Below are 12,809 nucleotides of genomic sequence, written 5' to 3' on the forward strand. Positions count from 1 at the left end.
TTGTATGCAGAAAGAACTTGACTTGACTCAGGGCAAGGTGCCTTACGTATTGCTTCAGTTTGCCGTACCTTATTTGTTGGCCAATGTGCTTCAGGCCCTCTATGGAGGTGCCGATCTTTTTGTGGTAGGGCAGTTTGACGATGCTGCCAGCGTGGCGGGTGTAGCCATCGGCAGCCAGGTGATGCAGACAGTGACGGGCATCATCTTGGGACTGACCACAGGCATCACCGTGCTCATTGGTATAGCGACCGGTGCGCGCAATCACCGGGAGTTGGCTTCCATCATCGGATCGTCGGTCTGGCTTTTCGGCATTGTTGGGGCAGGCCTGACGCTGGTGATGACGGTCTGTCACAATCCCATAGCTGTGATGATGCACACCCCCGTAGAGGCCATGGCTGATACCGAACATTATCTGTTGATATGTTCGTTGGGTATCCCTTTTATTATAGGTTACAACGTGGTTTGTGGTATCTTGCGCGGGTTGGGCGATTCGCGCACACCTCTCTATTTTGTAGCTTTGGCTTGTGTCATCAACATAGTGCTCGACTTTGTATTGGTGGGCGGTTTCCATCTGCGTGCCATGGGAGCAGCCATTGCAACGGTGGCTTCGCAGGGCATTAGTTTTTTGTCGGCTCTTTGGTTCTTGCATCGCAGAGGGTTCAACTTTGAGTTTTCCCGCCGTGATATTCGTCTCAGCAGATACATTTCGCTGCGTGTGTTGACGTTGGGTGCGCCTATAGCCTTGCAAGATGCGTTGGTCAATGTATCTTTTCTGATTATCACGGTCATTGTCAATCAGATGGGGGTAGTAGCCTCGGCTGCCTTGGGGGTGGTAGAGAAGATAATTGTCTTTGCCATGTTGCCTCCGATGGCCATATCATCGGCTGTGGCAGCCATGACAGCGCAGAATTATGGAGCAGGACTGACTGAGCGTATGAACCGCTGTCTGCGTGCAGGCATCGGTATGGCTCTGGTGTTCGGAGTAAGTGTCTGTGTCTATTCTCAGTTCTTTCCCGAAACACTGACTGCCATCTTTACGAATGAAAAGGCCGTTATCGCCATGGGCGCAGAGTATTTGCACGGGTATAGCATCGACTGCATAATAGTCAGCTTCGTGTTCTGCATCAATTCTTATTTCAGCGGGCAGGGTAATTCGTGGTTCCCGATGATACATAGTCTGATAGCCACTTTCCTGTTTCGCATTCCTTTGTCGTGGCTGTTCAGCCACATCGACCCGACATCGCTTTTCTGGATGGGATTTGCCCCTCCGTTGGCCACTTCGGTATCTTTGCTGATATGTTTCTGGTATTTACACAGGAGAGCATCTGTTGCGCGATGATGAAGTATGTCTTTCTGATTCTTGGTTCAGTTTCTTTGGCGTGTGGCATCGTTGGTATATTTGTACCTTTGTTGCCTACCACTCCTTTTCTGTTGTTGTCGGCCGCATTGTTTTTCCGCAGTTCACCCCGTGCTTATCACTGGCTGCTTCATCATCGTTATCTGGGAGGATACATCCGTAGTTTTCGTGAGGAGAGAGCCATTCCCTTGCGGGCAAAGGTAATGGCTCTCTCCTTGTTATGGATAACTTCTTTGCATGGTTTCTTTTTCCTGCTCGATCATTGGATATGGAAAGGAGGGATGCTGCTTGTCTCTATCGGCGTGACGTTTTATCTGCTTTCGTTCAAGACAGCCCGGAAAAAATAACCTGACTATACGGACGTTCTACGTTTGTTGTCGAATGGTAGAATTGTTTATTTTAATGCGTCCAGTATGTTTTTCATTGCCAATATCAGATTCTCTTTGTTCTCTTTTTGTACAGAATCCTGTATATTCTGCAATTCTTCCATAGTAATGGGATACTGGCAGAGTTCGTTGTACTTCTGAAAGTTTTCCTTGTCTTTTAACAACAGGTAAACTGTAGCCAGTTTCTCGTTGATGCCGATGAATTCCGGATCCATTCTTTTGGTCATCTCCAATGCTTCTTTGGCCTGTTTAATGATGCCATATTCCATGCATATGATGCCAATTTCATACCAAGTACTGGCCTTGGGGGTGTAATGGATGGCGTATCTCCAGCAGTCATAAGCTTTGTCATATTGGCTTTCCTCCAAATACATTTTGCCTTCTAAGAGATACACTTCTGAGCTTTCCGGATCATATTCATGAGCTTTCTTCCAATATTGCGTGGATTTACGCTTCTGGCCAATGTGTCGGAGGCAGAAAGCTGCGTTGGCATAAAGTGAGGAGAGAGTCACGAGAGCGTCATTCTCGTACTCATCAATGGCACGTTGTAAATATTGGTAGGCTTCCTCCCATTTTTCTTGGGCAGTTTTAGTCAATCCGATAAATGTGTTTACAAAACTTTGGGATATGCCTCCTAAACGTGCTGTTTCTTCAAAATTTTCCATCGCCTTCTCGTCGTTTTGAAGAAAGAAATAGGCATTCCCTTTCATCAGATAGGCATCCGCAAACTCTTCGTCAGAAATAATGGCATAGTCGCAGGCTTCGATAGCCTTGTCATACTTTTGCTGGTCAAAATAACAGCGTGCCAGCCCAAACCAGTAAATGGCCGAGTAGGGGTCTTGATCTATCAGTTTGTTGTAGGTATCTTCTGCTTCCTTCATCAGTCCTTTTCCATAGTATGCATCAGCTAACACACTGAGAAAAGGTTCATCGTCTTCATAGCGTCCAATACCTGGAGAGAGCCATTCCAATGCTTTGTCTGGCTTGTTTACACTAATAAACATATAGGCCACGTTTATCATGGTATCTATATTCTTTTTGTCCTTGATGGAATCAAGCACTTGGAGACCTTTCTGTAGTTTTTTATCCTGAATGTAAATCTGTGATTGCAGAATCTTGGTTACAGTAAGTGACGGGTCTATCTGATTGGCTATCTGTTGGGCGATGGTTGTGTTACTGTCATCTAAATATAGATAAGCTTTTTCTATCATCAAGGAAGTATTAGCCGGATGAAGTTTAAGTCCATAGTCCGCTATTTCAAAGGCCATATCTCTTTTTTGTCGGACGTTGTACCAGTCAGCCAAATCAGCCAGGTCTTCTGCATCCAAGTAAATACTGCGTTGTTCGCTTCGGGCATGCTCATAAGAGTTTGCCATGTCCTGTAATTCTTTCTCACGTCCAGACAAAAAATTCTTTTTATTCATAGTGGTATGATTTCTTAAAGTCCGAAAAAGGCTGTTTAGAGCATATTGAGAGGAAGTCTGAGAGATTTAAAGTGTTCTCTTTTAACTTCCTCACACCTATGCCAAGGGCGTTTTGCAGACTTGGTTTACTTATTTATTTGTTTATTTTTCCCCATGTATCTTTCAATCCTACGGTGCGGTTGAATACCATCTTTTGGGGAGTGGAGTCTTTGTCTACATTGAAATAGCCGATGCGTTGGAACTGTAGGTAAGTCAACGGTTTCATGTCCTGCACGAACTTCTCTACATAGCAGCAGGGTAAGATTTGCAGGGAGTCAGGGTTGATGATTTCCTTCATGGCTGTCAATGCATCGCAGTTTTTCTCTTCGCGGATGGAGGCCAGTGCATCGCGCGGGTTTTCTACCTTCCACAACCGGTCATAGAGACGTACTTCGGCTTTCAGGCAATGTGCGCAACTTACCCAATGCAGCGTTCCTTTTACTTTGCGGTTGGCTTCGGGCATGCCGCTTCGTGTATTCGGGTCGTATTCGCAATAGACTTCTTCTATTTCGCCAGCCTCATTTTTCTTGCATCCAGTACATTTTACGATATAGGCATTTTTTAGGCGTACTTCCTGCCCCGGTGTCATGCGGAAGTATTTCTTGGGGGCCACTTCCATGAAGTCGTCGCGCTCCATCCAAAGTTCACGGCTGAACTCAATGAGGTGGGTACCTTCTTCAGGGCGTTCGGGATTGTTGATGGCTTCCAGTTCTTCCACTTGGTTCTCGGGATAGTTGGTGATGATGAGTTTCACGGGGTTAAGTACAGCCGAAACACGGGTTGCACGCTCGTTGAGGTCTTCACGCACGGCACTTTCCAGCAGAGCAAACTCATTGAGAGCATCGTAGGTTGTGTAGCCTATCTTGTCAATAAACTTGTGAATGGACTCGGGTGAGTAGCCGCGGCGTCGGAAACCACAGAGGGTCGGCATACGGGGATCATCCCAACCGCTAACAAGACCTTCTTTGACCAGCGTCAATAGGTTGCGTTTACTCATCAGCGTGTAGCTTAGATTCAGTTTGTTGAACTCATACTGGCGAGGACGGTTATCATCCAAGTCCTTGCCTTCTTTCAACCAGTCCACGAAAAGGTCATATAAGGGGCGGTGTACCACAAACTCCAAGGTACACAGCGAGTGGGTTACACCTTCGAAAAAGTCGCTTTGCCCATGGGCGAAGTCATACATCGGGTAGGCTTTCCACTTGGTGCCGGTGCGGTGGTGTGGATGTTTTACAACGCGATAGATGATAGGGTCGCGGAAGTGCATGTTGGGATTAGCCATGTCTATCTTGGCACGGAGCACCATAGCGCCTTCCTCTATTTCGCCACTGTTCATCTTTTGGAAAAGTTCCAGATTCTCTTCGATGGGGCGGTTTCGGTAGGGGCTTTCTACGCCAGGTTGAGTGGGAGTACCTTTCTGGGCGGCAATCTGCTCCGAAGTCTGTTCATCAATATAAGCTTTTCCTTCCTTGATGAGGCGTACGGCAAAATCCCACAACTGCTGAAAATAATCAGAAGCGTAGTATTCATGTCCCCATTGGTAGCCTAACCAGCGGATGTCTTCTTTAATAGCCTCTACGTATTCAACATCTTCTTTGGTCGGGTTAGTATCGTCGAAGCGCAGGTTGCATACTCCACCGTGGGCGGCTGCTATGCCAAAGTCCAGACAGATGGCCTTGGCGTGTCCAATGTGCAGGTAACCATTGGGTTCAGGCGGAAATCGAGTTTGCACCCGTCCGCCGTTTTTCCCTTCCTTCAGGTCGTTCTCTACTATTTGTTCGATGAAGTTCAAGCTCTTCTTTTCGCTTGTTTCTTCAGTTTTCATTTCTGCCATAATGCTGATTCTTTCGTATTCTGGCACAAAAATACGATTATTTTCCGGATTTTCTTATTTCACCGGGATATATCCGCTTTTTTTAATGATTTCCTGTCCTTCTGTCGAGAGAATGAACTTCATGAGTGGAGTTACCTTCTCGGTATCGTCGGCATTATAATAATAGTATAATGGGCGTACGATAGGGTAGGTTTTGTTGATGGCGTTCTCCAGCGTAGGGGTAGCAAAGTGTTCACCGTCGTAGGATATGGCCAGTGTTTTGATGCGGTGCGACACATAAGCCAGACCTACGTAGCCAATGGCTCCTTTGGTTTGGCTCACCGATTGTATGATAGCGCCGGTGGCTGGCATGGAGAGGCTGCTACTCATGTAGTTCTTATTCTTCAGCACGCTTTCCTTGAAGAATTCATAAGTGCCCGAAGAAGTCTCACGAGAGTAGACTACGATTTTACGGTCTTCGCCGCCCACTTCTTTCCAGTTCGTGATTTTTCCGCGGAAGATGCCTTCCAACTGTTCGCGGGTCAGCTGTCTGACAGGATTAGAAGGATGCACTACAACGGCCAATGCGTCGTAGGCGATGATTGCCTCTACCAAATCTTCTCCGGCTGTTTTGGCTTTCATCTTTTCGCTGAACTTGATAGAACGCGAGGCCATGGCAATGTCAGTTGTCTTGTCCAATAGGGCGGAGATGCCTACGCCGCTTCCGCCTCCGGTGACAGTAACGCGGGCATTGGGATTGATTTCCATGAATTGTTCGGCTGTTTGTTGTGCGATGGGCAGCACTGTATCACTGCCTTTGATGCGTTGCGCATTCATCTTCACCTGGGTTCCCGCAAGCAGGAATCCGAGCACGAGGAAAAGGGTAGTTCTCATTTGTCTCATTGGTTTAAGTAGGGTTAATGAACGTCCGATGCAGGCATAGGCGAAATTCGGATTCAAGGTAACTCTGTCAGGGGTGAATCTCTGATTTCCAAACTTAGGATTCATTAGCTCCAAACTCTGGGAATAAGTCGGGGAAGATACCTTACGGTCTCCGTCCATACGCCCGTTGACCCACTACGGATATTCGGTTGCGTGTGCAAAGTAAGTGATTAGATATTACATCTTCTTTACAAAACCGCATTATGGGTGGAATGTAACACGAATGTAACAAGTATGTAACACATCTTTCAAGTCTCAGACACATTCCCTTAATATGTAAACTCTTTCTTTGCATCCGGAAAAATCAACCTTTTTACAAGAAAAAGATATGAAGAATGTATTGGAAAAGATTGTTGCCGGGATATTGACGTGCAGCGGCTTTGTGACGAGTCTGACCATTGTACTCATCGTGCTGTTCCTCTTCTCGGAGGCATTAGGACTGTTTGGAAGCAAGGTTATTGAAGAGGGCTACGTGTTGGCTCTGAACAAAGAAAATGTGGTAGATGAACTTTCTCCCCAGGAAATCAAAGATATTTTTGACGAGGAAATCACCAACTGGAAAGAGGTGGGGGGAGAGGATAGGCCCATCAAACTCTTCCGTCTGGAGGATGTGACTTCGTATTTTACGGAGGAACAATTGGGGGCAGCGTATGAGAATGCCGGTGCCTGCATTACTTCGCTGATTGAAAGCACACCGGGCATCATAGCTTTCATACCCGAACAGTTTGTTGTGCATCCCGACCAGGTGCATCTGGTGAAGGACAATACTATTTCAGTGAAAGACGTGTTTGCCGGTGCCGAGTGGTTCCCTACGGCAACGCCTGCGCCTCAGTTCGGTTTTCTGCCGCTGATTACGGGTACGTTATGGGTTAGTTTCTTTGCCATTCTTTTTGCCTTGCCCTTTGGTTTGGCTGTGGCTATCTATATGTCTGAAGTTGCCAACCATAAGGTAAGAAATATGCTGAAGCCTGTTATCGAGTTGTTGAGCGGCATTCCTTCCGTAGTCTACGGTTTCTTCGGTTTGATAGTCATTGTGCCGTTCTTGCAGAAGTTTTTCGACCTGCCCGTGGGCGAGAGTGGTCTGGCCGGCGCCTTGGTGCTGGCTATCATGGCGTTGCCCACCATCATTACGGTGACAGAAGATGCCATGCGCAATTGTCCTCGCGCCATGCGTGAAGCCAGTTTGGCATTGGGTGCTTCGCATTGGCAGACCATCTATAAAGTAGTGATTCCTTATTCTATTTCCGGCATCACATCGGGTGTTGTGTTGGGTATCGGTCGCGCCGTGGGCGAGACAATGGCAGTGCTCATGGTGACAGGTAATGCTGCAGTCATTCCCCATAGCATTCTGGAACCCCTGCGCACCATTCCTGCCACCATTGCTGCCGAACTGGGCGAGGCACCGGCCGGCGGAGCACATTATGGTGCCCTGTTCATGTTGGGCGTAGTGCTGTTCTTCATCAGTCTGCTCATCAACTTCACTGTCGAAGCCGTATCGGCCAAGCAGCGTAGGGGACGCTAATCATTAATCGTGACTAACCTTATACACATATATATATTATGGTAAGCAAGAAACATTTGACACAGAAAATTGCATTCGGCCTGTTCCGTCTGCTTAGCCTGAGTGTGGTGGTGATTCTTTTCGCCATCCTGGGCTTTATCATATTCAAAGGTATCGGAGTGATTAATTGGGATTTCCTTACGACAGCTCCCAAGGATGGTATGACTGCCGGCGGCATTTGGCCTGCTATTGTCGGTACCTTCTGGCTGATGGTGGGCAGTGCTCTCTTTGCCTTTCCGGTCGGTGTGATGAGCGGTATCTATATGAACGAATATGCCCCCAAGGGCTGGATAGTGCGCTTCATCCGCGTAATGACCAATAATCTGAGCGGTATTCCATCCATCGTATTCGGATTGTTCGGCATGGCATTGTTTGTCAACTATCTTGGTTTTGGCGATAGTATTCTGGCAGGTTCTCTCACACTGGGCTTGTTGGCTCTTCCGCTTGTCATCCGTACTACCGAAGAAGCTTTGAAAGCCATTCCCGATAGTATGCGTGAGGGAAGCCGGGCACTGGGAGCTACCAAGTTGCAGACCATTTGGCACGTCATACTCCCTATGGGTATGCCCAATATTATTACCGGACTTATTCTGGCTCTGGGACGTGTGTCGGGCGAAACGGCTCCCATCCTCTTCACTTGTGCTGCTTACTTCCTGCCTCAGTTGCCCGGCAGCATCTTCGACCAGTGCATGGCCTTGCCCTACCATTTGTATGTCATCTCTACCAGTGGTACAGACCTCGATGCACAACTTCCCATCGCATACGGCACAGCTTTGGTATTGATAGTTATCATTCTTTTTGTAAATTTGCTGGCGAATGCGCTGCGTAAGTATTTTGAGAAGAAGATTAAAACGAATTGATAAATCATTAATCTGAAAATAAGATGAATAAAATCGAGACGCACGATGTCAACTTCTGGTATGGTGACTTCCATGCTCTAAAAGGCATCAGCATGAACATTGAAGAAAAATCGGTGGTGGCCTTTATCGGTCCCTCAGGTTGCGGCAAGTCAACTTTCTTGCGCCTGCTCAACCGTATGAACGACTTGATTCCGAACATACGCCTTGAAGGGCAAATACTCATCGACGGTCAGGATATCTATGCTAAAAACGTGCAAGTAGATGAGTTGCGCAAGAATGTAGGCATGGTCTTTCAGCGTCCCAATCCTTTCCCGAAAAGCATCTTTGAGAACGTAGCCTACGGTCTTCGTGTGAACGGTGTAAAGGATGAAAGTTTTATCCGCCAGCGTGTAGAAGAAACATTGAAAGGAGCAGCTTTGTGGGATGAAGTGAAAGACAAACTGAAAGTGTCGGCCTATGCCCTTTCCGGTGGCCAGCAACAACGTCTGTGCATTGCCCGTGCCATGGCCGTTTCTCCTTCGGTATTGCTTATGGACGAGCCGGCTTCGGCTCTCGACCCCATTTCTACGGCTAAAGTGGAGGAACTTATCCACGAACTGAAGAAAGATTATACCATTGTCATCGTAACGCACAACATGCAGCAAGCCGCCCGTGTGAGCGACCGTACAGCTTTCTTTTATATGGGAGAAATGGTGGAAATTGGCGATACGAAGACTATCTTTACCAATCCGGTGAAGCAGGAAACGCAGAATTATATTACAGGACGATTCGGGTAAGAAAGTCCTTTCTGTTTCTCCCGGCGATTATTAAGAATAACACATTAAATTCATACGATTATGGTGAAATTTATAGAATCTGAACTCGTCTTGCTGAAGAAAGAAATAGACGAGATGTGGACATTGGTTTATAACCAGTTGGAGCGTGCTGGTGATTCTGTGCTGACTTCTGACCGCGAGTTGGCCCAGCAGGTACGTGTGTGCGAGCGTCGTGTCAATGCTTTCGAGCTGAAGATTGACAGCGATGTAGAAGACATTATAGCTCTCTACAATCCCGTGGCCATTGACTTGCGTTTTGTGTTAGCCATGCTGAAGATAAACAACGATTTGGAGCGTTTGGGTGACTTTGCCGAAGGTATTGCCCGCTTTACCCTCAACACGGTGGATTTCGATGTTGATCCGGATTTGCTGGAGCGTCTGCGTCTGAAGGAAATGATTGCGCAAGTGCTTTCGATGTTGGAGTTGGCCAAACGGGCTCTGCAGGAAGAAAACCAGGAATTGGCTATTTCTGTTTTCGACAAAGACAATTTGTTGGATCAAATCAATGCCGAGGCACCGGTTATTCTGGAAAAATACATTGCCGAGCATCCGGATCATGTCCGTTATTGCTTGGAGTTGATAAGCGTTCTCCGCAAATTAGAGCGTTCTGGCGACCATATCACCAATATAGCTGAAGAAATTGTCTTTTTCATTGATGCCAAGGTGTTGAAACATAGTGGGAGAGTGTACGAAGGCTATCCTAAAGAAGATAAAGAGTAAAAAAGGGGAAAGATAATTTTTAGGATAAGTGGCAGAAATTCCAGAAATAAAATCGACTTCTGGTTTTAGAAAATCTTTGTAAATGTAGAAAAACTCTACGACTTTTTAATAAAATCAAATAATTTCTCAAAAATGTGTTATAGGACATGTTTTTTTATTTGGTTAGTCACTTCAAAAGAGCCTATATTTGCACCGTTATCCTGAAAACAATCTTTTTACCTTAAAAAAAACTAATACCTATTGAAGACTGAAAACGGAGGCTTTGTGAAAAGCTTCCGTTTTTTGTTATAGATTCCCAAGGCTTTTGTATCTTTGTCCCGAGTTTAAAGTTTACAGTTATGTTTTCCGGAATAGTAGAAGAATGTGCCACCTTGGTGGCTATGGTGAAAGAGCAGGAGAATGTGCATTTCACATTTATGTGCTCATTTGTGAGCGAATTGAAAATAGACCAGAGCATTTCTCACAATGGGGTATGCCTGACTGTGGTAAAGCTTACCGACGACACTTATACGGTGACGGCCATGAAGGAAACACTGGACCGTTCGAACCTGGGCCTTCTAAAGGTGGGAGATGAGGTGAACGTGGAGCGTAGCATGGTTATGAATGGTCGTCTGGATGGGCATATCGTGCAGGGGCATGTAGATCAGACTGCTATTTGTACGGCGGTGGAAGATGCCGAAGGAAGCTATTATTTCACTTTCCAGTATGCTTTTGATGAGGAGATGGCCAAGAGAGGTTATATTACTGTAGATAAGGGGTCGGTGACGGTCAATGGGGTAAGCCTGACGGTATGTAATCCGACGGATGATACATTCCAGGTTGCTATTATTCCTTATACATTCGAGCATACCAATTTCCATGACATTCATGTGGGTAGTGTAGTGAATCTGGAGTTTGATATCATAGGTAAGTATATCAGTCGGATGATTCAGTATAAGTAAGTGCTTTTTAAAGATAGCATGTCATGGGGATAGGGCAAATCTGTGTCGCCTTATCCCCTTGTTATTAATAGGAAGAATCTGTTTCAAAGGCAGAAGTATGCGCCCCTGCCTTATTCTGTCTGATGATTGATGCAGATTCCTTTCAGATACCAGTCATAAAGCCGGTGTATTCCTTCATCTATGTCGATTTTGTGATGCCAGCCCAAGGCATGCAGCTTGCTTACATCGGTCAGTTTGCGTAGAGTGCCGTCCGGTTTGGAGGTATCCCACCGCAGTTCTCCCTGAAATCCTATTTCGTTTTTAATTTTTTCGGCTACGTCTCGGATGCTGACCTCCTTTCCCGTGCCCACATTGATGTGACAGTTTCGGACCTCTCGGCTTCCGGTGGTATAAGTATCTTTAAAATCTACATTCAGCAATACATGTACGCTGGCATCTGCCATGTCTTCGCTCCAGAGAAATTCGCGTAGCGGTGTGCCTGTTCCCCATAAGGTGACATGGTCTGGAGTTATGCCGAATCTGACCAGCTTTTCTAATATTTCCTGCTGGCTGTTGTTTCCTTTCACACCCTCTGCCGGGCGCAGGTCCAAATCTTTGCGCACAGCCTCCCAATTGTTTTCGTTGAGGCATTTGGCCAAATGGATTTTACGTATCATGGCAGGTAAGACATGGCTGTTTTCCAAGTGGAAGTTGTCATTCGGCCCATAGAGGTTGGTGGGCATTACGGCTATGTAATTGGTGCCATATTGCAGATTGAAGCTTTCGCACATTTTCAGTCCGGCAATTTTGGCAATGGCATACGGCTCGTTGGTGTACTCTAAAGAAGAAGTGAGGAGGCAGTCTTCTTTCATGGGTTGAGGAGCTTCACGCGGATAAATACATGTGCTTCCCAAGAAGAGCAGTTTTTTTACTCCATGTCGGAAGCTTTCACCAATGACATTCTGCTGGATCTGCAGGTTCTGGTAAATGAAATCGGCGCGATATTGCAGGTTGGCCATGATTCCTCCCACATGGGCGGCGGCCAGCACTACGGCATCGGGTTGTTCTTTGTCGAAGAAACGCCGTACAGCCGTTGCATCCAATAAATCTAATTCGCGATGGCTCTTTCCTGTCAGCCGGGTGTATCCCCTTTGCTGGAGATTGTTCCAGATGGCAGAGCCCACCAATCCGCAGTGGCCTGCCACGTATATTTTAGCTGATTTGTCAAGCATGGGTATATGGTTTTATATTGTTATTATAATGCTCCGGCGCGTACCCGGCTCAAAGTTTCCGGAGTCATCAGCAGGTAAGTGGCGATATAGGCCAGCGGGGCACGCCGGATGACTTCCGGTTGGGTTTTCATCAGGTGTAAGTAGCGTTCCTTGGCTGTTTCAAAACGCCACGAGTCTGCTTTCACCTGTGAGACAATGAGGCTGAATTCTAACATTTTGCGATAGAACATATTGATTCCCCACGAGGCGCGCGACAGTTTCAGCATTTTGTCGGCCGGCAACATATAGACCGTGCCTGCCTCCAGAGCCTCTACCATCAGTCGCGTAGGTTCTTGTTTCATAATGCTTTCTATGCAAATCACAATATCCCCTTCATAAGAGAAGTGTTCGGTGACATCTTTTCCGTTCTTGTAATAAAATTGGCGTACCATTCCTTTAGCCACCACAATGAAATCGTGGCTCACCTGTCCCTCTTTCAGAAGAATTTCTCCCTTTTCCATCTCTTTGCGCACTGCTATTCCTTCTAAAAGCTTTCGGTTTTCCGTATCTAATTCCGGGTAGCGCCGGTTTACGGTTTCGTTGATGGTTTCTTTTAATAATGTATCCATTCGTTTTAGGTTAATTCTCTGCAAATATAGCTTATTTCCTCATTCCCACTGCGAAGAGGTTTGAACTTTTTTGTGGTGTCATACGACTGTCGGTCGTGTCGGGTGGTTCCGTGGCAAATCCCCGGATGCGGA

Annotated in this window: 12 protein-coding genes; 7 read left to right on the plus strand and 5 right to left on the minus strand. The window is 46.5% G+C overall.

Features of this window, described 5'->3' with window-relative positions:
• Window positions 1–4: 4 nt before the first annotated feature.
• Complete coding sequence (locus tag B5F34_RS07010; protein WP_087336507.1) at window positions 5–1,339, plus strand: MATE family efflux transporter; 1,335 nt, start codon at window positions 5–7, stop codon at window positions 1,337–1,339.
• Window positions 1,339–1,704, plus strand: coding sequence for a YbaN family protein (locus B5F34_RS07015; RefSeq protein WP_087336643.1), 366 nt, complete (start codon window positions 1,339–1,341; stop codon window positions 1,702–1,704). The genes B5F34_RS07010 and B5F34_RS07015 overlap by 1 nt, the downstream gene beginning before the upstream one ends.
• Window positions 1,705–1,751: 47 nt before the next feature.
• Here the strand turns inward: B5F34_RS07015 and B5F34_RS07020 are convergent, their stop codons facing one another.
• From B5F34_RS07020 to B5F34_RS07030, 3 genes are all read right to left on the minus strand, one after another.
• A complete protein-coding gene (locus tag B5F34_RS07020; protein WP_087336509.1) occupies window positions 1,752–3,167 on the minus strand; it encodes a tetratricopeptide repeat protein in 1,416 nt (471 codons plus the stop codon).
• A gap of 133 nt (window positions 3,168–3,300) precedes the next feature.
• Complete coding sequence (locus tag B5F34_RS07025; RefSeq protein ID WP_087336511.1) at window positions 3,301–5,040, minus strand: glutamine--tRNA ligase/YqeY domain fusion protein; 1,740 nt, start codon at window positions 5,038–5,040, stop codon at window positions 3,301–3,303.
• 54 nt (window positions 5,041–5,094) lie between these two features.
• Entirely contained in the window at window positions 5,095–5,913 is an 819-nt protein-coding gene (locus B5F34_RS07030; RefSeq protein WP_087336513.1) for a PstS family phosphate ABC transporter substrate-binding protein, read from the minus strand.
• Window positions 5,914–6,289: 376 nt separating this feature from the next.
• Here B5F34_RS07030 and pstC point away from each other — a divergent pair, with 376 nt between their 5' ends.
• The 5 genes from pstC (at window position 6,290) to B5F34_RS07055 (ending at window position 10,858) form a co-directional block, all read left to right on the plus strand.
• Window positions 6,290–7,483 carry a phosphate ABC transporter permease subunit PstC gene (pstC, locus tag B5F34_RS07035; protein WP_087336515.1) on the plus strand — a complete coding sequence of 398 codons (1,194 nt, stop codon included), beginning with the start codon at window positions 6,290–6,292 and terminating at the stop codon, window positions 7,481–7,483.
• 38 nt (window positions 7,484–7,521) lie between these two features.
• A complete protein-coding gene (gene pstA, locus B5F34_RS07040; protein ID WP_087336517.1) occupies window positions 7,522–8,382 on the plus strand; it encodes a phosphate ABC transporter permease PstA in 861 nt (286 codons plus the stop codon).
• A gap of 23 nt (window positions 8,383–8,405) precedes the next feature.
• The gene (gene pstB / locus B5F34_RS07045; RefSeq protein ID WP_087336519.1) at window positions 8,406–9,158 is read left to right on the plus strand and encodes a phosphate ABC transporter ATP-binding protein PstB; all 753 of its coding nucleotides are present in this window, start codon (window positions 8,406–8,408) and stop codon (window positions 9,156–9,158) included.
• Window positions 9,159–9,218: 60 nt separating this feature from the next.
• A complete protein-coding gene (phoU, locus tag B5F34_RS07050; RefSeq protein WP_087336521.1) occupies window positions 9,219–9,917 on the plus strand; it encodes a phosphate signaling complex protein PhoU in 699 nt (232 codons plus the stop codon).
• Window positions 9,918–10,255: 338 nt separating this feature from the next.
• Entirely contained in the window at window positions 10,256–10,858 is a 603-nt protein-coding gene (locus B5F34_RS07055; protein ID WP_087336523.1) for a riboflavin synthase, read from the plus strand.
• 110 nt (window positions 10,859–10,968) lie between these two features.
• Here B5F34_RS07055 and B5F34_RS07060 read toward each other — a convergent pair whose 3' ends face one another.
• Window positions 10,969–12,069, minus strand: coding sequence for a GDP-L-fucose synthase (locus B5F34_RS07060; protein ID WP_087336525.1), 1,101 nt, complete (start codon window positions 12,067–12,069; stop codon window positions 10,969–10,971).
• Between the two features lie 23 nt (window positions 12,070–12,092).
• Window positions 12,093–12,677, minus strand: coding sequence for a Crp/Fnr family transcriptional regulator (locus B5F34_RS07065; RefSeq protein ID WP_087336527.1), 585 nt, complete (start codon window positions 12,675–12,677; stop codon window positions 12,093–12,095).
• Window positions 12,678–12,809: the final 132 nt, after the last annotated feature.

Origin of the sequence: Mediterranea sp. An20 (genome assembly GCF_002160055.1) — a bacterium.
Classification (GTDB): domain Bacteria; phylum Bacteroidota; class Bacteroidia; order Bacteroidales; family Bacteroidaceae; genus Bacteroides; species Bacteroides avicola.

Coding starts and splice junctions, on each gene's coding strand:
- B5F34_RS07010 (WP_087336507.1), top strand. CDS start 5: ATGCAGAAAGAACTTGACTTGACTCAGGGCAAGGTGCCTTACGTATTG.
- B5F34_RS07015 (WP_087336643.1), top strand. CDS start 1,339: ATGAAGTATGTCTTTCTGATTCTTGGTTCAGTTTCTTTGGCGTGTGGC.
- B5F34_RS07020 (WP_087336509.1), bottom strand. CDS start 3,167: ATGAATAAAAAGAATTTTTTGTCTGGACGTGAGAAAGAATTACAGGAC.
- B5F34_RS07025 (WP_087336511.1), bottom strand. CDS start 5,040: ATGGCAGAAATGAAAACTGAAGAAACAAGCGAAAAGAAGAGCTTGAAC.
- B5F34_RS07030 (WP_087336513.1), bottom strand. CDS start 5,913: ATGAGAACTACCCTTTTCCTCGTGCTCGGATTCCTGCTTGCGGGAACC.
- pstC (WP_087336515.1), top strand. CDS start 6,290: ATGAAGAATGTATTGGAAAAGATTGTTGCCGGGATATTGACGTGCAGC.
- pstA (WP_087336517.1), top strand. CDS start 7,522: ATGGTAAGCAAGAAACATTTGACACAGAAAATTGCATTCGGCCTGTTC.
- pstB (WP_087336519.1), top strand. CDS start 8,406: ATGAATAAAATCGAGACGCACGATGTCAACTTCTGGTATGGTGACTTC.
- phoU (WP_087336521.1), top strand. CDS start 9,219: ATGGTGAAATTTATAGAATCTGAACTCGTCTTGCTGAAGAAAGAAATA.
- B5F34_RS07055 (WP_087336523.1), top strand. CDS start 10,256: ATGTTTTCCGGAATAGTAGAAGAATGTGCCACCTTGGTGGCTATGGTG.
- B5F34_RS07060 (WP_087336525.1), bottom strand. CDS start 12,069: ATGCTTGACAAATCAGCTAAAATATACGTGGCAGGCCACTGCGGATTG.
- B5F34_RS07065 (WP_087336527.1), bottom strand. CDS start 12,677: ATGGATACATTATTAAAAGAAACCATCAACGAAACCGTAAACCGGCGC.